The 21,854-nt window shown below is 61.1% G+C and carries 24 protein-coding genes and 1 tRNA gene; 9 read left to right on the top strand and 16 right to left on the bottom strand.

All coding sequences use genetic code 11. The features are described 5' to 3' along the window. Positions 1-44: 44 nt before the first annotated feature. Together ABWV42_RS13050 and ABWV42_RS13045 are read right to left on the bottom strand one after the other, a co-directional pair. Positions 45-1,865, bottom strand: a complete 1,821-nt coding sequence (locus ABWV42_RS13050) for a BCCT family transporter (protein WP_353340527.1) — start codon at positions 1,863-1,865, stop codon at positions 45-47. Between the two features lie 247 nt (positions 1,866-2,112). Continuing rightward, on the bottom strand, positions 2,113-2,499 hold the full coding sequence (locus ABWV42_RS13045; protein WP_353340526.1) for a nuclear transport factor 2 family protein: 387 nt from the start codon (positions 2,497-2,499) through the stop codon (positions 2,113-2,115). A gap of 196 nt (positions 2,500-2,695) precedes the next feature. On the opposite strand from ABWV42_RS13045, the gene hisB reads away from it, so the two are divergent. Both hisB and hisH read left to right on the top strand, forming a co-directional pair. Then, positions 2,696-3,283, top strand: coding sequence for an imidazoleglycerol-phosphate dehydratase HisB (gene hisB / locus ABWV42_RS13040; RefSeq protein WP_255105883.1), 588 nt, complete (start codon positions 2,696-2,698; stop codon positions 3,281-3,283). 5 nt (positions 3,284-3,288) lie between these two features. Next, positions 3,289-3,927 carry an imidazole glycerol phosphate synthase subunit HisH gene (gene hisH / locus ABWV42_RS13035; RefSeq protein ID WP_353340525.1) on the top strand — a complete coding sequence of 213 codons (639 nt, stop codon included), beginning with the start codon at positions 3,289-3,291 and terminating at the stop codon, positions 3,925-3,927. A gap of 55 nt (positions 3,928-3,982) precedes the next feature. Here hisH and ABWV42_RS13030 read toward each other — a convergent pair whose 3' ends face one another. Continuing rightward, positions 3,983-4,708 carry an AraC family transcriptional regulator gene (locus ABWV42_RS13030; RefSeq protein WP_255105878.1) on the bottom strand — a complete coding sequence of 242 codons (726 nt, stop codon included), beginning with the start codon at positions 4,706-4,708 and terminating at the stop codon, positions 3,983-3,985. A gap of 92 nt (positions 4,709-4,800) precedes the next feature. Between ABWV42_RS13030 and ABWV42_RS13025 the strand changes: the two genes are divergently transcribed. Both ABWV42_RS13025 and ABWV42_RS13020 read left to right on the top strand, forming a co-directional pair. Beyond that, complete coding sequence (locus tag ABWV42_RS13025) at positions 4,801-5,337, top strand: peroxiredoxin-like family protein (protein ID WP_353340522.1); 537 nt, start codon at positions 4,801-4,803, stop codon at positions 5,335-5,337. 202 nt (positions 5,338-5,539) lie between these two features. Further along, positions 5,540-5,794 carry a WGR domain-containing protein gene (locus ABWV42_RS13020; RefSeq protein ID WP_255105874.1) on the top strand — a complete coding sequence of 85 codons (255 nt, stop codon included), beginning with the start codon at positions 5,540-5,542 and terminating at the stop codon, positions 5,792-5,794. Here the strand turns inward: ABWV42_RS13020 and ABWV42_RS13015 are convergent. Then, the gene (locus ABWV42_RS13015; RefSeq protein ID WP_255105872.1) at positions 5,791-6,183 is read right to left on the bottom strand and encodes a DUF2147 domain-containing protein; all 393 of its coding nucleotides are present in this window, start codon (positions 6,181-6,183) and stop codon (positions 5,791-5,793) included. The genes ABWV42_RS13020 and ABWV42_RS13015 overlap by 4 nt on opposite strands. A 134-nt stretch (positions 6,184-6,317) precedes the next feature. Between ABWV42_RS13015 and hisA the strand changes: the two genes are divergently transcribed. The 4 genes from hisA to ABWV42_RS12995 all read left to right on the top strand — a co-directional run bounded on the left by hisA (position 6,318) and on the right by ABWV42_RS12995 (position 8,709). Next, positions 6,318-7,040 carry a 1-(5-phosphoribosyl)-5-[(5-phosphoribosylamino)methylideneamino]imidazole-4-carboxamide isomerase gene (gene hisA, locus ABWV42_RS13010; protein WP_353340520.1) on the top strand — a complete coding sequence of 241 codons (723 nt, stop codon included), beginning with the start codon at positions 6,318-6,320 and terminating at the stop codon, positions 7,038-7,040. A gap of 74 nt (positions 7,041-7,114) precedes the next feature. Continuing rightward, on the top strand, positions 7,115-7,570 hold the full coding sequence (locus ABWV42_RS13005) for a DUF2867 domain-containing protein (RefSeq protein ID WP_353340519.1): 456 nt from the start codon (positions 7,115-7,117) through the stop codon (positions 7,568-7,570). A gap of 63 nt (positions 7,571-7,633) precedes the next feature. Then, positions 7,634-8,395, top strand: a complete 762-nt coding sequence (gene hisF / locus ABWV42_RS13000; RefSeq protein ID WP_353340518.1) for an imidazole glycerol phosphate synthase subunit HisF — start codon at positions 7,634-7,636, stop codon at positions 8,393-8,395. Beyond that, positions 8,392-8,709 (top strand): phosphoribosyl-ATP diphosphatase, encoded by a 318-nt coding sequence (locus tag ABWV42_RS12995; protein WP_255105863.1) that lies wholly within the window; start codon positions 8,392-8,394, stop codon positions 8,707-8,709. Before hisF ends, ABWV42_RS12995 begins: the two co-directional genes overlap by 4 nt. 84 nt (positions 8,710-8,793) lie before the next feature. Here the strand turns inward: ABWV42_RS12995 and ABWV42_RS12990 are convergent, their stop codons facing one another. From ABWV42_RS12990 to rlmB, 3 genes are all read right to left on the bottom strand, one after another. Next, positions 8,794-9,261, bottom strand: coding sequence for a CoA-binding protein (locus ABWV42_RS12990; protein ID WP_353340517.1), 468 nt, complete (start codon positions 9,259-9,261; stop codon positions 8,794-8,796). A gap of 198 nt (positions 9,262-9,459) precedes the next feature. Next, positions 9,460-9,804: a hypothetical protein gene (locus ABWV42_RS12985; protein WP_353340516.1), complete on the bottom strand. Its 345-nt coding sequence runs from the start codon at positions 9,802-9,804 to the stop codon at positions 9,460-9,462. A 48-nt stretch (positions 9,805-9,852) separates the two neighbouring features. Further along, entirely contained in the window at positions 9,853-10,632 is a 780-nt protein-coding gene (gene rlmB / locus ABWV42_RS12980) for a 23S rRNA (guanosine(2251)-2'-O)-methyltransferase RlmB (protein WP_255105856.1), read from the bottom strand. 137 nt (positions 10,633-10,769) lie between these two features. On the opposite strand from rlmB, the gene ABWV42_RS12975 reads away from it, so the two are divergent. Next, positions 10,770-10,853, top strand: a tRNA-Tyr gene (locus ABWV42_RS12975). Between the two features lie 198 nt (positions 10,854-11,051). On the opposite strand, the gene nadC is transcribed toward ABWV42_RS12975, so the two are convergent. The 9 genes from nadC to ABWV42_RS12930 all read right to left on the bottom strand — a co-directional run bounded on the left by nadC (position 11,052) and on the right by ABWV42_RS12930 (position 21,678). Then, complete coding sequence (gene nadC, locus ABWV42_RS12970) at positions 11,052-11,900, bottom strand: carboxylating nicotinate-nucleotide diphosphorylase (protein ID WP_353340515.1); 849 nt, start codon at positions 11,898-11,900, stop codon at positions 11,052-11,054. Beyond that, the gene (locus ABWV42_RS12965) at positions 11,897-13,459 is read right to left on the bottom strand and encodes an L-aspartate oxidase (RefSeq protein ID WP_353340513.1); all 1,563 of its coding nucleotides are present in this window, start codon (positions 13,457-13,459) and stop codon (positions 11,897-11,899) included. Before ABWV42_RS12965 ends, nadC begins: the two co-directional genes overlap by 4 nt. Before the next feature lie 7 nt (positions 13,460-13,466). After that, positions 13,467-14,516 carry a quinolinate synthase NadA gene (gene nadA, locus ABWV42_RS12960; RefSeq protein ID WP_353340511.1) on the bottom strand — a complete coding sequence of 350 codons (1,050 nt, stop codon included), beginning with the start codon at positions 14,514-14,516 and terminating at the stop codon, positions 13,467-13,469. A 295-nt stretch (positions 14,517-14,811) separates the two neighbouring features. Further along, positions 14,812-15,612: a phosphodiesterase gene (locus ABWV42_RS12955; RefSeq protein WP_353340510.1), complete on the bottom strand. Its 801-nt coding sequence runs from the start codon at positions 15,610-15,612 to the stop codon at positions 14,812-14,814. Positions 15,613-15,622: 10 nt separating this feature from the next. Next, positions 15,623-16,237, bottom strand: coding sequence for an HAD family hydrolase (locus tag ABWV42_RS12950; RefSeq protein WP_353340509.1), 615 nt, complete (start codon positions 16,235-16,237; stop codon positions 15,623-15,625). Between the two features lie 14 nt (positions 16,238-16,251). Next, a complete protein-coding gene (locus ABWV42_RS12945) occupies positions 16,252-18,303 on the bottom strand; it encodes a dipeptide ABC transporter ATP-binding protein (RefSeq protein ID WP_353340508.1) in 2,052 nt (683 codons plus the stop codon). A gap of 11 nt (positions 18,304-18,314) precedes the next feature. Beyond that, positions 18,315-19,157, bottom strand: coding sequence for an ABC transporter permease (locus ABWV42_RS12940; protein ID WP_353340507.1), 843 nt, complete (start codon positions 19,155-19,157; stop codon positions 18,315-18,317). A gap of 1 nt (position 19,158) precedes the next feature. Next, on the bottom strand, positions 19,159-20,109 hold the full coding sequence (locus tag ABWV42_RS12935) for an ABC transporter permease (RefSeq protein ID WP_353340506.1): 951 nt from the start codon (positions 20,107-20,109) through the stop codon (positions 19,159-19,161). A gap of 72 nt (positions 20,110-20,181) precedes the next feature. Next, positions 20,182-21,678, bottom strand: a complete 1,497-nt coding sequence (locus tag ABWV42_RS12930; protein ID WP_353340505.1) for an ABC transporter substrate-binding protein — start codon at positions 21,676-21,678, stop codon at positions 20,182-20,184. Positions 21,679-21,854 lie beyond the last annotated feature (176 nt).

Below are 21,854 nucleotides of genomic sequence, written 5' to 3'. Positions count from 1 at the left end.
AAACCGGGCAGGATCTCCCCTGCCCGGCTTTGATGCTTGGTTGCTTATTCTGCGGCAGCCGTGGACGCGGCGGTGTCACGCTTCTGGTCGCGGAACAGCGCCTTGGCGAGCGAGACACACATCAGGCCCATGACCATGGTAAACGGCAGTGCACCGATGATCATCGCATTGCGCAGCGCATCCAGCGGGTTGTTTTCACCTGCCGCCAGCAACAGCGCACCGATGACCGAGGTCAGGATCAGGCCCCAGATGATCTTGTGCTTGTTGCCGATTTCCTGATCACCGCCCGACATGATGGTGTTCATCACGAGGATGCCCGAGTCAGCCGAGGTGACAAGGAAGGTCAGGATCAGCACAACACACATCACGGTGATGGCCGACAACAGACCGCCTTCGAGCATCTGGCCGAGGGTCACGAACAGTTTGGCCGTGTTGGACGCGCCGATGATGGCCCCTTCTGCGTTGCCGGTCAGCTCCAGATCGATCGCGGTGCCACCGAGGATGGTCATCCAGGCAAAGCAGACCAGTGCCGGGGCGAAGACGCAGCCGATGATGAACTCGCGCACGGTACGACCTTTGGAGATGCGGGCCAGGAACAGGCCGACGAAGGGCGAGAAGGCAATCCACCAGGCCCAGTAGAAGGTAGTCCAGCCTGCCTGCCAGCCGAACAGGCGCTGGTCGGCACCGGCGTCGTAGGCGGCACGAAGGGTGTCTTCGTCGAGGGCGGCTGCATCACCGCTGAGGCCAGCGACAAAGCCGTCATAGCTGCCCCAGGCGTTGCGCGCGCCATCCGCGAGGGCGGCGGCGTGCGGCTGGGCGGCTTCAGGCAGGGCTGCCGAGAAGGCCTCGACCGACTGGGGGTTGTAGGCTTCGAAGCTCAGGGAGATGAAGTTCAGGATGTAGTCCACCATCGCCGAGGCATAGGTGGTCATTGCGAACAGGAACGAGCCGAAGACAACGAAGGTCAGCAGCAGGATGATCGAGAGTACGAGGTTGAGGTTGGAGAGGTACTTCACCCCGCGGCCAACACCAGACACGGCCGAAATGATCGAGAGGCTCATGATCACGAGAAGACCTGCAATCAGGCCAACGGTGGCTGGTGCGGGTGCGTCCCCGGTCATGTCCATCATCCACTCCATGCCAGTGATCGCATAGAGGCCGTCGATGAACTGCGAGACGCCAAAGCCGATGGTGACCGACACGCCGAGGATGGTCGCAACCACACCCAGAACGTCGACGACGTGGCCGAGGAAGCCGTTCATCAGCTTGCCGAACAGCGGCGTCAGCGCGGAGCGGATGGTCAGCGGCATGTCACGGGTATAGGCGTAGTAGGCCAACGACAGGCCGGTCACCACATAGATCGCCCAGGCGTGGAAGCCGTAGTGCAGGAAGGTGTAGCGGAAGCCGGAGGTCAGCGCCGCTTCGGTGTTGCCAGCTACATCGCCGGCGACAACAACGGGGTTCGACCCCCAGAGGCCCAGCGGCTCGGCAGTTGCAAAGACCATCAGGCCGACACCCAGACCGGCACCGAACATCATCGAGAACCAGGAGAAGTTCGAGAACTCGGGCTTTTCGCCGGGGGTGCCCATGATCCGTTTGCCGGTTTGCGGCAGTAGGGCCACGATAAAGAGGAAGAACGCAAACAGGCCGACAATGATGATGTAGAAGGCGTTGAACCCTTCAAGGAGGGCCCAGTTCAGGCTGCCCAGAACACCGTTGGCATTTGCCGGCCAGACCAGTGCCCAGATGACCAAAGCCACCATGATGCCCTTGCTGAGAAAGGCGATTGCGAGGCTGTGCCCCTGGTAGAAGCCGCTTGCGGCCTTGCGGATCTCCAGATCCGTGAATGGGGGTTTTATAGACATACGCGTTACTCCCTGCTGTTGAATATTCCGGCCATCCTTTCGTCTGTTCGGTGTTTGCATTGGTTTGCCAGCGGTATGATTGTGCCTTTTTGCGACACAAAACGCACAAATCGACCACGATTTGGGCAAAAACTATACGCAATGGTATGGAATCATCTCTGGCGCGGCACGAAATGCGACAAAAGCGACTCGGTCGGAGCCGGGAACCGGCAGCGCTCACATGTTATTTTTGAAATATGTCAGGGACTTAGAAAAGGCCGTTGTCATTGGCACTTTCTGAAGGGACGATCTGGAGAACGTCCCAATGTTCGACAACCTTGCCGTTTTCATCGAAGCGAAAGATGTCGATTCCGGCGTAATCTTCGTCCCCCGGCCAGATCTGGTGGCAATGCAGCACCACGTAGTCGCCCTCGGCAATCGCGCGTTTGAAGTGCACCTGTTTGTCTGGATACTCCGACGCCATGCGCTCAAAATATGCGACGAAGGCCTCTTTGCCGTCGCCAACATGCGGATTGTGCTGAATATAGTGATCCCCCACATAGGTGGTGATCGCCTGCCGCGGTTCGTTCTGGTTGAACATCATGTCGTAGAAAGCCATCGCGTTGGCCTTGTTCTGTTCCTGCCGGGTTGCCATGAGAGGCCCCTTTCCTGTCTGCTGTCACACCGTCAGAATGCCGGATCGTGTGCCTGTCCTGTCAACCGGGCACATTGAGGATACCAGCTGCGCAATGGCGCATTTGGCACGGGTTCGGGGAATTAACAGCTTGTCCTCTTGGCCTGTGCCCACGTGCCGCCTATAAGGGCCTCGCAACAAACAAGGATCACGACAGATGCGCAGCGCAGAGGTCAGCCGCACAACGGCGGAAACCGAAATCACGGTGCAGATCAACCTCGACGGCACCGGGGTGTATGACAACCAGACCGGCGTGGGGTTCTTCGACCACATGCTGGACCAGCTGTCGCGCCATTCGCTGATCGACATGACCATCCGCGCCAAGGGCGATTACCACATTGACGATCACCACACCGTCGAGGACGTGGGCATCGCGCTGGGTCAGGCGTTGACTCAGGCGCTTGGCGACAAGAAGGGCATTCGCCGCTATGCGGCGTGTCACCTGCCGATGGATGACGCGCAGGTGCGCGCGGCGCTCGATTTGTCGGCGCGTCCCTACCTGATCTGGAACGTCGAGATGCCGACCCAGAAGATCGGCACCTTTGATACCGAGCTTGTGCGCGAGTTCTTTCAGGCGCTGTCGACCCACGGCGGGATCACCCTGCACGTGGACCAGATCCACGGATTCAATAGCCATCACATTGCCGAGGCTACCTTCAAGGCCGTGGCCCGTGCGCTGCGGGACGCGGTCGAGACAGATCCGCGCAAGGCAGATGCCATTCCGTCGACCAAAGGGGCGCTGTAAGCCAGATGCTGACTGCAATCATTGACTACGAGAGCGGCAACCTGCACTCGGCCGAGAAGGCATTCCAGCGCATGGCGCGGGAAGTGGATGGCGGCGACGTCGTCGTGACTTCGGATGCGGATGTCGTGGCCAAGGCCGACCGGCTTGTCCTGCCGGGTGACGGGGCGTTTCCGGCCTGTGCCGCGGAACTGCGCGGCCACAAGGGTATTTATGATGCCATGATCGAGGCGGTCGAGCAGAAAGGCCGGCCGTTCCTTGGCATCTGTGTCGGCATGCAGCTGATGGCGACCACGGGTCACGAATACGAAGAAACAGCCGGTCTTGGCTGGGTTGCTGGCGACGTGGAAAAGATCACGCCGGAAGACAAGGCATTGAAAGTGCCGCACATGGGGTGGAATGATCTGGTGATCGAACGCCCCCATGCGGTTCTGGACGGTGTCGAGACCGGCGACCACACCTATTTCGTGCACTCCTACCAGTTCCATTTGGCAAAAGCCGAAGAGCGCATTGCCCATGTGAACTATGGCGGTGACGTGACCGCAATCATTGGCCGCGACACCATGCTGGGTATGCAGTTCCATCCGGAAAAGAGCCAGCATGTCGGCCTGCGCATGATCGGCAATTTCCTGCGCTGGACCCCGTAAGGCAGCTTGGGGGCGCTGCCCCCAACCCCCCGGGGTATTTGCACCAAGAAGAAGATCAGGACGGTCTGAGGGCCGAAGGGGCCGTGCCATAGGCCTTGCGAAAGGCGCGGGTAAAGCTTTCGGCTGAGCCGTAGCCATAGCGGCGGGACACGGCGTCAATCCGGTCGCCGCGCAGCACATCCTGTCGCGCAAGGATCAGGCGCCAGCGGCGCAGGTATCCCATAGGTGTTTCGCCAACGATCTGGCCAAAGAGTTCCGCAAAACGCGACAGAGACAGCCCGGCCACCTCGGCAAGGTCGGCATTTGACCAGAGCCGCTCGGGGTGATCGTGGATCGAAACGATGGCCCGGTGCAGCCGCGGATCGGCCATGCCAGCCAGAAGCCCGGCCTCGGTGGTGCCGCGCTCGATCTGGTCGCGCAACAGGCGGACCATCAGAACCTCGCCCAGGCGATTGATCACGGTCTGCGCACCGCAGCGGTTTCCCCGCGCTTCTTCCGACATGAGTGACACCAGGGCACGGGTGTCTTCCTGCGTGGTCAGGTCGAAGTCGACCTGCGCGGGCAAGGCCGCGAGCAGCGGATTGGCGGGTCCGGACCAGTCGACATGAGCAGAGAAGATCACACCGGCGGCCTCTTCAAGGCCACAGTTTTTCGAGACGTAGAAGGTCACACGCGCCGGGGTGCCATCGGCCGCGGCGAAGGCGACGAGATTGGCGTCGGGCAAGGGTGCGCCCTGCACGGAGAGGTGAAATCTTTCAACAAGCGTGGTCAGGCGGTCCATATAAATCGGTGTTCCGGTACGGTATTTCGGATTTATTGAACATTAAACCCTGCCATAACAGGCTTCAAGGACATTCATTCATAGGAGCACCCATGCTTATCCCTCGCCAGAAGACCCCCGGCCTGACCCTGCCGACCCTGGACAACGGCACCTTTGACCTCGCCTCGGAATCCTCCGAGCGCGGTACGGTGATCTGTTTCTATCGCGGACTGCACTGCCCGATCTGCGCGAACTATCTCAAGGAACTTGAAAAGCGGGTTGCGGATTTCGCAGAACGGGGTGTGAACTGCATCGCGGTCAGCTCGGACGGGGAAGAGCGGACCCGCCAGATGGCCGAGAAGATCGACGCCAAGGCCCTGCGCTTTGCCTATGACCTGCCGCTTTCGGTGGCCAGGGACTGGGGGCTTTATATCTCCACGTCGCGCGGCAAGACGTCGATCGGCATTGAGGAGCCGGCGCTGTTCTCGGAGCCGGGCCTGTTCATGGTGACGCCCGAGCAGACCCTCTACTATGGATCGGTGCAAACCATGCCTTTCGTACGCCCGCATTTCTCGGAGCTGGTCGGTGCGCTCGATTTCGCAATTGCCAACAACTACCCGGCCCGCGGCGAATATACCGGCGCGGTCTGAGTCCGGCTTCGCAGGAGCACGGGGAGCTCTTGCAGGCGCGTTTTGCACCTTCGTCTTCCGTTGGCGGGTGTGAAACGCGAAAGGAGCGTGTCCTATGGGGCACGCTCCTTTTTTCGTGAAGCTTTGCGATGCGTTGGAAGATGGACTTCATGCCGGGATGTCGCCATAGCTAGGGCCCCGACGTGAACAAAGGGCGCGTGATTTGCATATCCGGCTTGAAAAGTTCAACCACACGAAACGCCAGAAGCGCTATTACGCTCTGCGCGTGACGAAGACGTTGTTCGGGGACTGGTGTCTTGAGCGGGAATGGGGCCCGATCGGCAAGACCGGTCAGAAAGAGCGGACCTATTTGCCCGAGTTTTCCGAGGCCCAGAAAGAAGCCGAGCGCCAGAAGGCGCTCAAGCTGGAGAAGGGATACGCGGTGATCCCGGTTCAGATGGGGCTGTTCACCCCTTAATTGACGCGGCTCCACTTGCCACCGTCACGGCAGATGCCCAGCACGCAGCCCTTGACGCCAAGCGAGTTGCCCTTGAGCACCATCTTGGAGTTGTAGGTCTTGTCACGGTCCGGGGACCAGACCTTGCCGCCGCCATAGTTGCCGTCGCCCTTGTTCTCCATGTTCCAGATGATCTGTTTGCCGTTGTTGGGCGAGTTGAGCGGCTTGCCATCGGGGCCGAAGGATTTGACCAGCGTGCCGCAGATCTTGGCGCCGCAGGCCGCGACCTTGATATGGCCGAAGTTGCCGTTGTCATCCGGCGTGGTTTTCCAGGTGCCGTAGACCGGATCGGCAAGGGCAGCCCCTGCCCCGATCAGGACCATCGCAGTGGCCAGAGCCATCTTTTTCATGTTGTTCCTCCCGTTGATTGGAGAAATCTTGAGACAGTCGCCATTTTCGATCAAGCCTGACTTGGGGTCACGTTGCATTTCCGGCGATGCCGTGCCAAAGCACCCGCGATGATATCTGCAAGACTGGGTGCCCCATGATCCTCTATCCCGCCATCGACCTCAAAGACGGAAATGCCGTGCGTCTCGTACATGGTGACATGGAGCAGGAGACAGTGTTCAACGAGAATCCCGCCGCGCAGGCGCTGGAGTTCGTGAAAGCGGGCTGCGAATGGCTGCACCTTGTTGATCTGAACGGTGCCTTTGCGGGCGAGCCGGTGAACGCGGCGCCGGTTGAGGAAATCCTCAAGCAGACCAAGGTGCCGGCCCAGCTGGGCGGTGGCATTCGCGACATGAAGACCATCGAAAACTGGATCGACAAGGGGCTGGCCCGCGTCATCCTTGGCACGGTGGCAGTGGAAAACCCCGATCTGGTGCGCGAGGCGGCCCGCGAGTTCCCCGGCAAGGTCGCCGTGGGCATCGATGCGCGCAACGGCAAGGTTGCTACCAAGGGTTGGGCCGAAGAAACCGACGTGATGGTGACCGATCTTGCGAAATCCTTCGAGGATGCGGGGGTTGCGGCCATTATCTACACCGACATCATGCGCGATGGCGCGATGAAGGGGCCAAACGTCGAGGCCACGGCAGAGCTTGCCAATGCGGTCTCGATTCCGGTGATTGCCTCGGGGGGCGTCTCGTCCCTTGACGATCTGCGCAATCTCAAGACCTGCGGTGCGCCGCTGAACGGTGCGATATCGGGCCGCGCGCTTTATGACGGGGCGATCGACCTGACCGAAGCACTGAAAGTCATGAAAGCATGACTTGATCGCCGGCCGGGGCGTCCTTAGGTCGTGGGAAAGGTGGTGATTGCCTTTTTTGCGAGGGAGGCCCCGATATGGCGGATATCCTGAAAACCCCGATCCCCAAGGATGCCCATTGGTGGCAGCACGTGCTGCCGGGCGACTTTACCGATGGCTATGCGGTGCGAAGCCCGCTGTCACCGCAGGAGGCCGCCGCGATCGCTTTTTCCATGCCGGGATGGGCCGCAGGGCTTTTGCGGCTGCGCAACCTCTTGATGAAGCCCTTCGGCCTCAAGACCGAGTCCTCGGACAGCGGCAAGAATGCCATCTTCCCGCAGACCTACAGCGACAAGGACGAGCTGATCCTCGGCACCGATGACAGGCATCTGAATTTCAGGATTTGCCTGCGTCGCCAGGACGGCCGGATCCATATGGGCACATGGGTGCATCGCAACAACCTGATGGGGCATATCTACCTCGCGGCTGTCATGCCGTTTCACGTTTTGATCGTGCGAGATGCAATGCGTCGCATCGCACGCGCCGCAGCGTGATTGCATCCTTGCAAGCGACACAGTAGAGACAAGGCAAATACGCCTGCGGTCAAAGGACTTGTGATGCTGAAAACCCGTCTGATCCCCTGTCTTGATGTTGCCGATGGCCGCGTGGTCAAAGGTGTGAACTTTGTCGGCCTGCGCGATGCCGGTGATCCGGTCGAGGCCGCACGCGCCTATGACGCGGCGGGCGCAGATGAAATCTGTTTCCTCGACATTCACGCCACGCATGACAACCGTGGTGTGATGATCGACATGGTGCAGCGCTGCGCCGAACAGTGTTTCGTACCGCTGACAGTGGGCGGCGGTGTGCGCACGGTGCAGGATGTACGCCGCCTGCTGCTTGCCGGGGCCGACAAGGTGTCTTTCAACTCTGCCGCCGTCGCCAACCCCGACGTGGTCGCCGAGGCCGCCGCGCAATTCGGTAGCCAGTGCATCGTAGTGGCGATTGACGCCAAGACGGTGAGCCCCGGAAAATGGGAAATCTTCACCCACGGCGGACGTAAACCCACCGGTATCGACGCGGTGGAATTTGCCAAGCTGGTGGTCGAGAAAGGGGCCGGGGAAATCCTGCTGACCTCGATGGACCGCGACGGCACCAAGGCGGGCTTCAACCTGCCGCTGACCAAGGCGATTTCCGACGCCGTCGATGTCCCCGTGATTGCTTCGGGCGGTGTCGGCACGCTGGACCACCTTGTTGACGGTGTGACCAAGGGCGGCGCAAGCGCGGTGCTGGCGGCGTCGATCTTCCACTTTGGTGAATACACCATTCAGGAAGCCAAACAGCACATGGTCGATGCCGGCATTCCGATGAGGCTACAATGAACACTTTGACGGATCTCGCCGCTACCATCGCGGAACGTGCCAAGGCCGACCCCGAGTCGAGCTGGACAGCCAAGCTACTGGCCAAGGGCCCGGAGAAATGCGCCGAGAAATTCGGCGAAGAGGCCGTTGAGGCCATCATCGAAGCGGTCAAGGACAACCGCGAGGGGCTGATCTCGGAGAGCGCAGATGTGCTGTTTCACCTGCTGGTGATGCTGCAATCGCGCGGCGTGGGCCTTGACGAGGTGCTCGCGGAACTGGCGCGCCGCCAGGGCACCAGCGGCATCACGGAAAAGGCCAACCGTCCCAAGGGCTGATTTCTTCTTGGTGCCAGTACCCTGGGGGTGAATTGGCAACGCCAAGAGGGGGCAAAGCCCCCTTCCCGCCTGACCAAGGGGCCGTTACAGTTTCGAGCTGATCACCCCTGTTGCGAAACCACCCATGCGCAGCTCTCCGAACAGGCGCTGGTATTCGATCTTGGGACAGCGGTTCTGGATCACCGTGACACCACGGTCTTCGGCCTTTGCCGCCGCATCAGCGTGTTCCACCCCGATCTGCATCCAGATGGTCTTGAGGTTTGGAAAGGCCCCCAGCGCCTCATCAACGATGGGCGGCACCGCCTCGGAACGGCGGAAGATGTCGACCATGTCGACGGGGGCGTCGATCTCCGAGAGGCTGGCAACAACGGTTTCCCCGAACAGCATCTTGCCTGCATGGCCCGGGTTGACGGGGATCACGCGATAGCCCTTGAGACCAAGGTAGCGCGCCACATAGTAGCTTGGGCGCACCGGGTTCATGGACACGCCCACGACCGCCACACACTTGGTGCGGGTCAGGACAGATTTCAGAAGGTCGTCAGAATAATTCATGCAGGCACGCTAGCGGTCTTTTGAGGAATAAAAAAGCGCCCAAGGAGACCCTTGGGCGCATAGTTACGGAACGAGGGACAGTGAAGTGAGAAGCAGAAGTTCCGTTTCTGCCTCTCTCACAGTTCAATTTAGGGGTGAGATCGCAGATTTAAAGGGCTGGTAAAGAACCTGTGAACGATTGACCGACGGCGCCGCGGGTCAATCAAAGATATCTTCGACCACGTCAAAGACCTCTTCCATGAAGCGTTGGGACCAGCCTTTGCGCCGCTTGGATTTCTTGGCCTTCTTCGGCTTCTTTTCCGGTTTGTCGCGGTAGGCCGGCACATGCACCACCTTGACCTTGTCACGCGTCTTTTCCCGTTTCGGCGCGGCGGGCAGGTGTTTCAAATCGTGCAACGGCGCGCCACAGGAGGCGCAGGCCAGTTCGTGGCGGGTGTCGCCGGTCAGCACGAGGGCAGCACGGGTGCCACAATAGTTGCAGGTTGCGATCTTGGCGTTGTGTGGAATGGGTTTGCTCCGCGTCTGTGCCGGTGTTTGACCCAATGTAGGGTGCGAAGGCCCCGTTTGGAGCCTTGCGCACAAAATTTTCCGCTAGTGCGGCAGCGACGCATAAAGCGCCACGGCAGCGGCGTTGGAGACGTTGAGCGAGCCGAAACCGCCGGCAAAGTCGATCCGCACCAGCGCGTCGCAGGTTTCCTTGGTCTTCTGGCGCAGGCCCGGGCCTTCCGCGCCAAGCACAAGCGCCACAGGGGCATCCAGCTTGCCCTCGAGCGCCTGCTCGATGGTCTGTTCGGCCTCGCCGTCCATGCCAAGCACGAGGTAACCCATCTGCTGCAGTTCGACGATGGCGTCCGAGAGGTTGCGCAGGCGCAGGTAAGGCTGCCGTTCAAGCGCACCGCTGGCGGTTTTGGCCAGAGCGCCGGTTTCGGGGGCGGAATGGTGGCGGGTGCCGATTACGGCGAGCGCACCGAACACCTCGGCCGAGCGCAGGATGGCGCCGACGTTGTGCGGATCGGTGACACGGTCCAGCAGCACGAGACGCTGGGGGCGGTCCTCGGTGCCGATGGCGCGATCCACCAGACGGCCCCAATCGAGCGGTTTTACCTCAAGCGCGGCCCCCTGGTGCACGGATTGCGGATCGATCGGCACGTTGAACTTTCGCGAATCGACGACTTCGGCGGTGATTCCCGACTCGGCAATCGCGTCAGCCAGCTTGTCCGAGGCGTTTTTTGTCACCACAAGGCGCAGTTTCTCGCGTGCCGGGTTCAGGAGCGCGTCGCGCACCGCGTGCAATCCGAAAAGCCACACGGTTTCGGCGGCTGCCTTGCGCTTGGCCTGTTCCTTTTCAACGACCCATTTGGGTTTTTTCATCGCTCTGATCCGCTGTTTTCTTAGAGGTTTTACCAATGCGTGCAGAAGGCGGCCACTGCAAGCGATTTTCTTGTTGACGCTCCCTGAAAGGCCCTATAATCAGCCCCTCACGCAAGGGCCGCAAGGCACTGCTAAGTGGGCGACAGGCCGCAAGGTGTGGCAGGGGACTGTAACTCCCTCGAGGCGACTCACGCTTGGTTCGATTCCAAGGTCGCCCACCATTCTTACCATGTATGACATGGTAAACGTTGACGAAGACAGGCGCATCGAGCGCCTGTTTTTGTTTTTGGAACAATGTTTTGCACGATGATCTTCGCCTTGCGCGGTCACGAGATCGCACGTCAGGCATGATCGGCCCGGCGGTGGCATCGGGCGATTGATTTGCGGTTTGACTGTGTCTGGTTTCGCGAAACGCGGGATCAGAAATCGAGACCGAGATCGACGGTGCGTGCCGAATGGGTCAGCGCGCCGGACGAGACGTAATCCACGCCCGTGGCCGCAATCGACGCGATGCGCTCAAGCGTGACATTGCCGCTGGCTTCGGTCTGGATGCGACCGTCGACCATGGCCACAGCCTCGCGCAGCATGCCGTTGTCCATATTGTCCAGCAGCACCACGGAGGCGCCGCCGACTTCGAGGACCTCGGCCAGCTGATCAAGGCGGTCGACTTCGATCTCGACGGCCATCATGTGGCTGGCATGGGCCTTGGTGGCCTCAAGAACCGCCCTCACGCCGCCGGCGGCGGCGATGTGGTTGTCCTTGATCAGGATGGCATCAGAGAGCGAGTAGCGGTGATTGAAGCCGCCACCGTGCAACACGGCGAGCTTTTCGACGATGCGCAGGCCCGGAGTGGTCTTGCGGGTACAGGTGACGCGGGTCTTGGTGCCCTTGGTCTCGGCCACGAAACCGGCGGTCTTGGTGGCGATCCCGGTCAGGCGGCCCGCAAAGTTCAGCGCCACGCGTTCCCCCGACAGGATCGAAGCCGCAGAGCCCCTGATCGTCATCAGCGCATCGCCCTTCTTGCAGGGCTGGCCGTCGGCGATATGGGTGGTGATTTCGAGCGTGGGATCGACAAGGCGGAACGCCAGGGCCGCGATCTGCATGCCCGAGACAACCGCGTCTTCACGGGCGTTCAGGGCGGCGTTGTAGGTGGTGCCGGCGGGGATCACGGCGCGGGTGGTGACGTCACCGTAGGAGCCAAGATCCTCCATCAGCGCGTTGCGCACGATGGGTTCCAGAACGAGATCAGGGAGGGTGGCGTAGCTCATGACAGATCCTTGCAAGCCTGCGCCCGGATGGCGAGCGCGGTGGTCAACATCAGGCGGGACCGTTTGCCCGGTCCGGGCAGTGGTTCGGGGAAATCGGACCGCTCGTGGGCACCGCGGCTTTCCTCGCGTTTAAGGGCGGCGGCGGCGATCAGGGTGGCGGTGGCGCACATGTTGAGAAAGGCGCGGCTCGTGCTGGCCGCTTCGAGGGCCGCAATGGTATGCAGCGCTCTGCGCAGGTCGTCGCCGTTGCGCACCACACCAACCAGATCGGTCATGGTGTTGCGCAGGGTTGCAACCGCTTCGGCATCGGGGGCTTCGCCGCCTTCCTCGAACGTGAGGTCCAGAGGCGCGGCCTCGGTGCAGGAGACTTTATCGGCGATGTTCAGGGCACAGATACGTGCGAAAACAAGGGCTTCGAGAAGGCCGTTGGAAGCCAGACGGTTGGCGCCGTGCAGGCCGGTGCTCGAGGCTTCGCCGCAGACCCAGAGGTTTTCCAGCGTGGAGCGGCCCTTGGTGTCGGTGGTGATGCCGCCCATGTGGTAGTGCGCAGCAGGGGCGACCGGGATCGGCTCTTGCGCGGGGTCGATCCCGTTGCGGGCACAGTATTCCGCGACTGATGGGAACTGGGTCTTGATCTTTTCACCCAGCGCGGCGCGGGTGTCGAGCATGGGGCGATTGCCTGCCTGCTTCTGGGCATAGATCGCGCGGGCCACCACGTCGCGCGGTGCCAGTTCGGCGTCGGCGTGGATGTCTGTCATGAAGCGGTGGCCGTCCTTGTTGATAAGGATCGCCCCCTCCCCGCGCAGGGCCTCGGTGGCCAGCGGTGCAGGATCTTCGCCGACGTCCATAGCGGTCGGGTGGAACTGGACAAACTCGGCGTCGGAGATTTCGGCTCCGGCGCGGGCGGCCATGCCGATCACCTGTCCACGAATGCGGTGGGGGTTGGTGGTCAAGGCATAAAGCCCGCCAGAGCCACCGCCAGCCAGCAGGAAGGCCGCGCCACGCACCATGATGGGGGCCGAGCGATTTTCATCCGACTTCTGGATGGCAACGCCGGTGATGCGGTCGTCGGACACTTCGAGATCCACCGCCATCGTGCCCTCAAGCACCTGAATTGACGGGGTTTCGCGGACCTGTTCGATCAGTGCGGCCATGATCTCGGCCCCGGCCTGATCGCCTTTGACGCGTACGACGCGGGCAAAGCTGTGGGCTGCTTCGCGGCTCAGGACATAGCCGCCATCGGGTGTGCGATCAAAGGGGGTGCCAAGAGTGGTGAGGTCGAAGATATATTCCCGCGCCTCACGGGTCACGAGATCGGCGACAACCGGATCAACCGTTCCTGCCCCGGCGCGTTCGGTATCGGCGGCGTGGGATTGCGGGCTGTCCTTGGCGTCCATCGCGGCGGCAACGCCCCCCTGCGCCCAGGCCGAAGATGCGCCTTCGCCAAGGGGTTCAGGGGAAATCATCACGACCGGACGCGGCGCCAGCTTGAGCGCGGCATAAAGCGCCCCCAAGCCGGCACCGACGATGACGATGCGGTCGGTCGTGACGGTTTTCATCGGGCGATCAGATCCCCAGCTTGCGGCTCAGGTCGATCATGGCCTCAACCGACTGGCGGGCCTTGTCTGCCATCTCGGGATCGACCTCGACCTGGTTCTCCATGGTGTGGAGAACGTAGAGCACCTTTTCGAGGGTGATCTTCTTCATGTAGGGGCACATGTTGCAGGGCTTGGCGAATTCGACCTCGGGTAATTCGTCCGAGATGTTCGAGGCCATCGAACATTCGGTGACGAGCATGGCCTTGGCGGGCTTGTTGTCGTGGACCCACTTGATGATACCGCTGGTCGAGCCCGCGAAATCGGCTTCGGCGACAACGGCGGGGGTGCATTCGGGGTGCGCGATGATCTTCACCTCCGGATCATAGTCGCGGTAGGCGCGCAGATCCTCGGCGGTGTAGAGTTCGTGCACGATGCAGGAGCCGGGCCAGAAGACGACGTTCTTCTTGGACTCGTTGGCAACGTTCTGTGCGAGGTACTGGTCAGGGGTCATGATGACCGTGTCGCTTTCCATCGCATCGACGATCTGGACCGCGTTGGACGAGGTGCAGCAGATGTCGGAGGCGGCTTTCACCTCGGCGGTGGTGTTGACGTAGGAAACCACTGGGGCGCCGGGATACTTGGCGCGCATTTCCTCGACCCCTTCGGCGGTGATCGACTCGGCCAGCGAGCACCCGGCCTCCATGTCAGGCATCAGTACGATCTTGTCAGGGCTGAGGATCTTGGAGGTTTCCGCCATGAAGTGCACGCCGCACTGGACGATCACGTCGGCCTCGACCTCGGTGGCCTTGATGGCCAGCTGAAGGCTGTCACCCACGAAGTCTGCAACACCGTGGAAAATCTCGGGCGTCATGTAGTTGTGACCGAGAATGACCGCGTTACGCTCTTTCTTGAGCTGGTTGATCGCCTTGATGTAAGGCGCGTAGATCGCGAAATCGGCGGGGGGAACAACCCGGTCCATCTTTTCGTAGATATCGCCAAGTTCTTCGGCGATTTCCGCGGAGGGAGTGAGGTCGTAATGTTCGGAAAGCGTTGCGCGCAGCGCGGGTAGATCAAACAAGGTGGAAGTCTCTGCCTGTTGAAGTCACCGGGACGTTAGAGCCGCCTATATATCAAAATCCCAGAGGCTGGCTAGGACAATAGACTTTGTTTTTAAGGGTATTGCCCACGTTAGCGCCCAAACACGGCCTGAAATGTCCCACTTTTTGTTTCCGATCATGCACAAAAAGCGGGAATCGACAGAACACATCCCGCCCGCGGGGCGGCAGGCAGAATGTGTTACCGGAGCGCAAAGGTCGCACTTACGAGGACTGTCCTAGTCTGGATTTGCGACAGGGATATGTCAGGTCCCTGCCCTAACCGCTTGCGGACCCCATGCTCTCGCGAACGGCGTTTGCCGCAAAATCGTGGTAGTGGACGACGGTGCGCTCATCATCGGCAAGAACCACGGCATACTGCGGCTCTTCGTAGATTGCGTTGACCTCGTGTTCGGTGACCAGATCGAGGGCGCATTGCAGCATCATGGACCGGTGAGACGAGAACGGGATGCCACGCCACACGCCCGACATCGGGCGATGATAATGGCCAAAGAACAGATGCGCGACATTGCCATGTTTCGTGAGCAGATCACCAAGTTTGTTCGCGGCGTCCCGATCAAGGCCTATGCTGTCCATCGCAGCAAGGCCGGTGGCGAAGGGCGCGTGGTGCATGAAGATCCAGACCGGACCAGGATGCGCAGAGAGGTGTTGAGACACCCACTCCAGACGTTTGTCGCAAAGCATGCCTGCGTGGGTTCCCTCTGCGAGGGTGTCCAGGGTCAGAAACAGGCCGCGAGATGTCGGGATCGCCTGTTGCAGAAAGCCATCGCTGGTTTCGGCAACACACGACAGTTGGCGGCGGGCCATGTCGCGGTCATCGTGGTTCCCCAACAGGCCGACTGTCGGCATGGACAGTTCGGAAATGATGTCCTGCGCGAGATCGTAGGAGGCCGGATCCGGATCGGCCACGATGTCCCCGGTGATGATGCACAGTTCGGCATCACCATGCAGGGCGTTGATTTCCGCAATAGCCTGACGGGTTCTGTCCGCAGTGCCCGCGAGCGCGGGCTCGGGTCGGTTTACCGCAATATGGAGATCGGTGAGGTGAATGAGCTTCATGTCTGGGGCCTCAGGTTAGAAGAGAGCGGCAAGAATTCGCAAGCTCGGCTGGCGAGCCGACAATGGCGTCGGGCGAAAAAGCCGCGAGGAACTCGGGAGATTGCCAGCCCCATGCCACGGCAATGGTATGGATACCGGCCGAGCGACCCGCCTTGATATCGCTACAGGCATCGCCGACCATCACGTGTTTTTCGTCCCGCAGATCCGCCACAAGCGCGGCGATCTTTTCCGGTTTCTGGCCCGGTGTATCGCCACCGATGATGTGCTTCATGAGCGCATCGATCCCCTGCTGGGCCAAGACAGTTCGAATAACGGAACTATGGCTGGCGCTGATCACGGCGAGACTGTGGTCTTTGGCCAAACCGGACAGCGCATCGAAGATGCCATCGAATACAGGCGACGGGGTCTCGAAGGAGGAAACGGCGGTTGCCACGTCCGCCGCGAACTTGTCGGGATCCAGATGGTGCCGTTCTGCCAGGGCTTCGAACGTCAGAGGATCGAGCGTGGCAAAGGCCCCGGTGTCAAAACTCAGCTCGCGGCCCTGTTGTTGCGCCGCAACCTCGCAGGCTGACAGGCAGGTTTGAAGCGAGTCCGCCAGAACCCCGTCGAAATCAAAGATGATCATGCTTTGCGCGTCCCTCAAGCCATTGCGTTTTCTGCCGCCTCGTTCGAAACCTGATCCACTGAGGTGTCAGCAGAGCGAACCAACTGCTTGGGCAGCATGTGGCAGTGTATCAGGTGACCGGTACCAAGATCGCGTGCAGGCGGCACCTCGGTGTCGCAAACATCCCCCATGTGGCGCGGACAGCGGCGCTGGAACGGACATCCCTTCGCGGGCGGAGACTTTTCGGTCATGTCGTTGGCAAGCAAGGCGGGCGCGGTATCCGGATCCGGTTCGAGAACTGCGCCCATCAGGGTCGAGGTATAGGGGTGATAGGGCGGCGCATAGACCTGCGCGGAGGGGCCAATTTCACATATCCGCCCCTGGTACAGCACCGCTACCCGATCCGACACCGCACGCACGACGGCAAGATCGTGGCTTACAAAGATATAGGACGAGCCGTTCTCATTTTGCAGACGGGTCAATAGCGCAAGCGCGGCGGCCTGAACCGACACGTCGAGGGCAGAGGTGACCTCGTCGCAGAGTGTCACCTCGGGATTGGCCGCAAAGGCACGCGCCACTCCGACGCGTTGTTTTTCCCCACCTGAGAGTTGCCCCGGGAACCGATCGAGGTAACGCGCCGGCAGGCGGACGGCCTCAAGGAGATCTTCGGCGCGCTTGCGGGCGTCATCGCCCTTGAGACCAAAGTAGAGACGCAAGGGCGCGGCGAGAATTTCGCCGATGGTCTGGCGCGGGTTCAACGATGCATCTGCGTTCTGGAAGATCATCTGGACACGGCGCAGGGTTTCGCGATCACGGCCGTTGACGGGGGCTGCCAGGCTTTCGCCGTCTGACAGGGTAACGGACCCGTCCTTTGTGCCCACAAGCCCGGCAATGGCTCTCAGGATGGTTGACTTGCCTGATCCGGACTCGCCCACGAGGCCTAGGGTTTCTCCCTTCTTCAGGCCGAAAGTGGCGCGTTCCACCGTCGGAGTTGGGTCTTTTTTCCCGATCAGGCGATCAAACCAGCCGATCTTGGAATAGGAGATCGCCACCTGGTCGAGGGTAAGCGCGGGGGCGTCCTTGATCTGGGGGTCGCGGATCGTGGTCTCGCGGGGCTGTCCGGGGTCGTTGGAGAAAAGGCACCGCACGCGACCATGCGGTGCTTCCAGAAGCGCCGGTACCGATTGACGGCATTCGGGCCGGACCTGATCGCACCTGTCTGCGAAGGCACATGTCGTGAGTTCGGAGCCCACGGCAGGCGGAACGCCGGGCATCGACGCTGGGATGCCCGGCTCGCCCAGGCGTGGGATCGAAGCAAGAAGACCCCGTGTGTACGGGTGTTGCGGGGCGCGAAGCACCTCTCGCGTCAGGCCCTCTTCGGCAAGTTGGCCGGCATACATCACGGCCACACGGTCGGCGACGCGGGCGATCACGCCGAGATCGTGGCTGACGTAGATCATGGCGACGCCCATTTCCTGCGCCAGATGGCGAAGGAACTCGAGGATGTGGGCTTGGGTGGTGACATCAAGGCCGGTGGTCGGCTCGTCCAGCAGGAGCGCCTTGGCATTGCCCGCCAGCGCCATTGCCACTGCTGCGCGTTGCTGCTGGCCACCGGAAAGCTCGTGCGGGTAGCGCAGGGCCATATCTTCGGGGCTTGGCAGGCGGACGCGTGACAGCAGTTCTATCACCCTTCCGGCACGGGCCGACGCATCAAGTTCGGTGTGTAGCCTCAGCGCTTCATTGATCTGTTGACCAATCTTGAGCGTCGGGGTCAGGGCCTGACCTGCGTTCTGCGGGATCAGAGCAATTGACGATCCGCGCAGGCGGGCTCGTTCCTTTTCCGGCAGGGCAAACATGTCGTGGCCGTCGAAAAAGGCGTTGCCTCGAAAGACCGACAGACCGGATTTCAGGTAGCCCATCATGGCCAGAGCCACCGTCGATTTGCCGGAGCCGGATTCGCCCACGATGCCAAGGGTTTCGCCAGCGCGCAGTTCCAGGGAAACACCCCGCAGGATCGGGGCCTGCCGACCGTCCCTGGCCGTGAAGCCAAGCGAGAGATCGTCGATCTTGATCAGAGGTTTGGTCATGGTGTTTCTCCTCAGACGGCGATGGCTGTGGCGCGATCAAGACCGAGGGCCTTGCCGACGGCATCTGCCAGAAGGTTGATCCCGATGATGAGCGACGACAAGGCAACACAGGGCCAGAACACGCCCCAAGGCGCGGTCGACAGGAGGCCGCGTTCCTGGGCCACCATCAACCCCCAATCCGGTGTCGGGGGTGTTGCGCCGAAGCCGAGAAACGAGAGCGAGGAGAAGGCCAGGAGCATCCAGCTCCAGCGCATCGCGCCTTCGACCAGAAGGATGTCGGAGAGGTTCGGGAACATTTCTCGGCTCAGGATCGGCCAGAGAGCCTCGCCCCGGGCTTTGGCGGCCGTGACAAAGTCGCGTGCGGCGACCTGCATCGCGGCACCGCGGATGACGCGCAGCACGGCAACCCCGTAGAAAAAGCCCAAGGTCGGAATAATGGTCACAGGCCCTGCCCCGCCAATGGAAATGATCAGCAGAAGGAACAGGAGCCAGGGCATCGACAGGAAAGCATCGACGATGCGCATCGAGTATTCATCGACCCGCCCGCCGACCGTGCCAAAGAATATGCCCGCAAAACCGCCCCAGAGAGTCGCGATCACGGCGGCCGAAAAGGTCACGGCAATGGCGAGACGCCCGCCGTGCAACACGCGCGAGAACACGTCGCGCCCGAGGGTATCGGTGCCCATCCAGTGCTGCGTGGACGGGGCCATGAGGATGGCATCCGCGTTCTGGGCCGTGGAATCGAAAGGTGCGATCCAGGGGGCACAGAGTGCCATCAGGATGTGAAAGACCGTCAGGCCAAGACCAATCGCCCCGGATGGGCGCGAAACGATGGTTTTCAGGAGTTTCAGCATATCAGTGTCCTTTCCGGCGCAGGCGCGGATCGAGAGCAAGCGCAGCGAGATCGGCCAGAAGGTTCACGCCGACGTAGATCACCGAGAAGATCAGGGCGATGGCCTGTACCATCGGCAGATCCCGGTCATAGATCGCCTGAATCATGAGAGTGCCGAGACCGGGGTAGTTGAAGACCTTCTCGACCACGACAACGCCCGCCAAGAGCCACGCAATCGTCAGGGCAATCACATTCAAAGCCGGGATCATGGCGTTTGGCACGACGTGTTTGCGAATGATCTGGTGTTCCGGCACCCCTTTGAGGCGGGCCATCTGCACATAGTCCGAGGCCATCACGTCAATCACGCTGGCGCGCATCATGCGCATGATGTGGGCAACTAGAACCGCAGACAGAACGATGACGGGCAGTACGATGTTGGGCAGCATCTGTGCCAACGAGGCACCGGGAGAGACGATGGTGACCGCCGGAAACCACTGGAGCGTCACGGCAAAAATGTAGATCAGGGCGGTCGCCGTCACGAATTCGGGGATCGTCATCGCAAGCATGGCAGCGCTTGAAAGGGTGAGGTCTGCGGGTCGGTCCCGCCTGACGCCTGCGACAATGCCCAGGAAGATGGCCAGGGGAATGGCCAGAAGCGCCGCAATCCCGCCAAGAAGGGCAGTGTTGCGGAAACGCTCCCAGATCAGTTCGTTGATGGGTTTGCGCTTTTTCAGGGAATAGCCAAAATCGCCTTTTGCCGCCCCGGCGACCCATACGCCGTAGCGCACAAGCGCAGGACGATCGAGTCCCTGCTGTGCAATACAGCGTTCGAGACGCGGCCCCTGGGCGAAACGTTGCAGGAACGATGTGCAGACGTTGCCCGGCAATGCCTCGACTGCGGCGAACATCACGACCGAGACAAAGGCAATAGTGAAAGCCGCAAAGCCGAAGCGGCGGAAAATCAGGGCGATCATGGCTATCCCTTGATGCAAAGGAGCGCAGCCCGGTGGGGCTGCGCCAAGTTGATGGAGTTGAGTAGCGAGGTCTTAAGACCCCGAGCCCGACTTGGTGACGTCTTCGTAGCGGATCGAGAAATCCTCGACCGGCTGGATGCCGCCCAGCTTGGACGAGAAGGCGCGTACCGTGTTGAGGTGAACCGGAATGAACGAGCCGCCGTTCTCCCACAGTTCCTTTTGCAGGTTGCCGTAGAGCGCCTTGCGTTTGTCGAAATCGAGTTCGCCACGGGCAGCGTCGAGACCGGCATCGAAATCGGCCGAGTTCCATGCGGTCTCGTTCCAGGCGGCGGTCGAACGGTAGGCTTCGTTCAGGATCTGGTCCGCGGGACGCTGCGACCAACCGGTGGCGAAGAAGGCTTCTTTCATCCACACGTCGCCCCAGTAGCCGTCCGACGGTGCCTGGACCAGTTCGATGGTGATGCTCGCATCCTTGGCCTGGTTCTGAAGGACCTCGGCCATTTTGACGGCACCTTCCGAGATGTCCGAAACGAAGAGTTCAACGGTCAGGCCGTTCGGATAGCCCGCTTCGGCCAGCAGGGCCTTGGCTCCTTCGATGTCACGCGGACATTCGATCTCGGCGCGGTATTGATCGCCAGACCAGACCGGATGGTCACAGGAGGTAATGAACCCGTCTTTGCCATACACCAGTTTGCCCAGTGCGTCGCGGTCTGCGGTCATTCGGATCGCCTTGCGAACGCGCGGATCGTTGAAGGGTTCGAGGGTGGTGTTCATCACCAGACCAACCCAACGCCCGGTCGGAACCGACTGAACGGTGAAGTTCGGGTTGTTCTTGAACAGCGGTACCTGTTCTGCCGACAGGGCATAGATGAAATCGATCTGGCCCGCCTGCAGGGCGGCAACGCGCGCGTCCTGATCTGCAATGGCGATCAGTTCCATTTTTTCAACGCCAGCGGCGCCGCCATAGTAATTGTCGAAGCGGTCCAGTGTCGTGGTTCCCAGCGGATCATAGCCAGTCAGCTGGAACGGGCCGGTCCCGACACCGCTTTCGCACAGGGCGTCCAGATCACCGCCGCAGGTTTCCGCGTCGAGCATCTTGATGCGGTAGTCCATGACCAGCAGCGGGAAATCCGCATGGGTCTGCTTCAGAACAACCTTGGCCGTCAGCGGATCGACCACTTCGACGTGGTCGATGATTTCCATCACACCCTTGGTCGGGCTGTCGATGGTTTCCGACTGCGTGCGCATCAGCGAGAAGGCCACGTCTTCGGCGGTGAATTCGTTGCCGTTGTGGAAGGTTACACCGGGGCGCAGCTTGAAGGTCCATTCCTTGGCGTCAGGAGTGGCTTCCCAGCTGAGGGCCAGATCTGCCGAGGGGCGACCGTCATCACCTTGACGCACAAGGCGCGAATAGACGTTCTGGATTGCTTCGTAGAAGCGCTGCGGCGAAATCGGGTCGATGGACTCCGAACCGCCATAGCCGAGTTCGTGCGGGATGCGCAGGGTTTCGGCAGTCGCCGCGGTGCTTGCAACGGCGATGGCTGCGGAAAGCAGGAGAGTTTTTTTCATGGGTCTACCCTTGGGGAGGTTTAGGGGCGTGATTGGAGGCGTTGGCGCCTTGCCGCCGAAATTTCGATTCTTTGTAAAAGTTTTGTGTCCAAAGTGACCCTGCGTTAGACGCGGAAGTGCGTCTGATGCCGCCAAAGCCCTATTTTCAAGGGCTTGGGCCATGACCGTCTTCAAAC

The organism is Pelagimonas sp. KU-00592-HH (assembly GCF_040369695.1).
Classification (GTDB): domain Bacteria; phylum Pseudomonadota; class Alphaproteobacteria; order Rhodobacterales; family Rhodobacteraceae; genus Shimia.
Note: the sequence above shows the minus strand (reverse complement) of the source record. Positions and strands in the feature narration are given on the sequence as shown.

Coding starts and splice junctions, on each gene's coding strand:
- ABWV42_RS13050 (WP_353340527.1), bottom strand. CDS start 1,865: ATGTCTATAAAACCCCCATTCACGGATCTGGAGATCCGCAAGGCCGCA.
- ABWV42_RS13045 (WP_353340526.1), bottom strand. CDS start 2,499: ATGGCAACCCGGCAGGAACAGAACAAGGCCAACGCGATGGCTTTCTAC.
- hisB (WP_255105883.1), top strand. CDS start 2,696: ATGCGCAGCGCAGAGGTCAGCCGCACAACGGCGGAAACCGAAATCACG.
- hisH (WP_353340525.1), top strand. CDS start 3,289: ATGCTGACTGCAATCATTGACTACGAGAGCGGCAACCTGCACTCGGCC.
- ABWV42_RS13030 (WP_255105878.1), bottom strand. CDS start 4,708: ATGGACCGCCTGACCACGCTTGTTGAAAGATTTCACCTCTCCGTGCAG.
- ABWV42_RS13025 (WP_353340522.1), top strand. CDS start 4,801: ATGCTTATCCCTCGCCAGAAGACCCCCGGCCTGACCCTGCCGACCCTG.
- ABWV42_RS13015 (WP_255105872.1), bottom strand. CDS start 6,183: ATGAAAAAGATGGCTCTGGCCACTGCGATGGTCCTGATCGGGGCAGGG.
- hisA (WP_353340520.1), top strand. CDS start 6,318: ATGATCCTCTATCCCGCCATCGACCTCAAAGACGGAAATGCCGTGCGT.
- ABWV42_RS13005 (WP_353340519.1), top strand. CDS start 7,115: ATGGCGGATATCCTGAAAACCCCGATCCCCAAGGATGCCCATTGGTGG.
- hisF (WP_353340518.1), top strand. CDS start 7,634: ATGCTGAAAACCCGTCTGATCCCCTGTCTTGATGTTGCCGATGGCCGC.
- ABWV42_RS12995 (WP_255105863.1), top strand. CDS start 8,392: ATGAACACTTTGACGGATCTCGCCGCTACCATCGCGGAACGTGCCAAG.
- ABWV42_RS12990 (WP_353340517.1), bottom strand. CDS start 9,261: ATGAATTATTCTGACGACCTTCTGAAATCTGTCCTGACCCGCACCAAG.
- rlmB (WP_255105856.1), bottom strand. CDS start 10,632: ATGAAAAAACCCAAATGGGTCGTTGAAAAGGAACAGGCCAAGCGCAAG.
- nadC (WP_353340515.1), bottom strand. CDS start 11,900: ATGAGCTACGCCACCCTCCCTGATCTCGTTCTGGAACCCATCGTGCGC.
- ABWV42_RS12965 (WP_353340513.1), bottom strand. CDS start 13,459: ATGAAAACCGTCACGACCGACCGCATCGTCATCGTCGGTGCCGGCTTG.
- ABWV42_RS12955 (WP_353340510.1), bottom strand. CDS start 15,612: ATGAAGCTCATTCACCTCACCGATCTCCATATTGCGGTAAACCGACCC.
- ABWV42_RS12950 (WP_353340509.1), bottom strand. CDS start 16,237: ATGATCATCTTTGATTTCGACGGGGTTCTGGCGGACTCGCTTCAAACC.
- ABWV42_RS12945 (WP_353340508.1), bottom strand. CDS start 18,303: ATGACCAAACCTCTGATCAAGATCGACGATCTCTCGCTTGGCTTCACG.
- ABWV42_RS12940 (WP_353340507.1), bottom strand. CDS start 19,157: ATGCTGAAACTCCTGAAAACCATCGTTTCGCGCCCATCCGGGGCGATT.
- ABWV42_RS12935 (WP_353340506.1), bottom strand. CDS start 20,109: ATGATCGCCCTGATTTTCCGCCGCTTCGGCTTTGCGGCTTTCACTATT.
- ABWV42_RS12930 (WP_353340505.1), bottom strand. CDS start 21,678: ATGAAAAAAACTCTCCTGCTTTCCGCAGCCATCGCCGTTGCAAGCACC.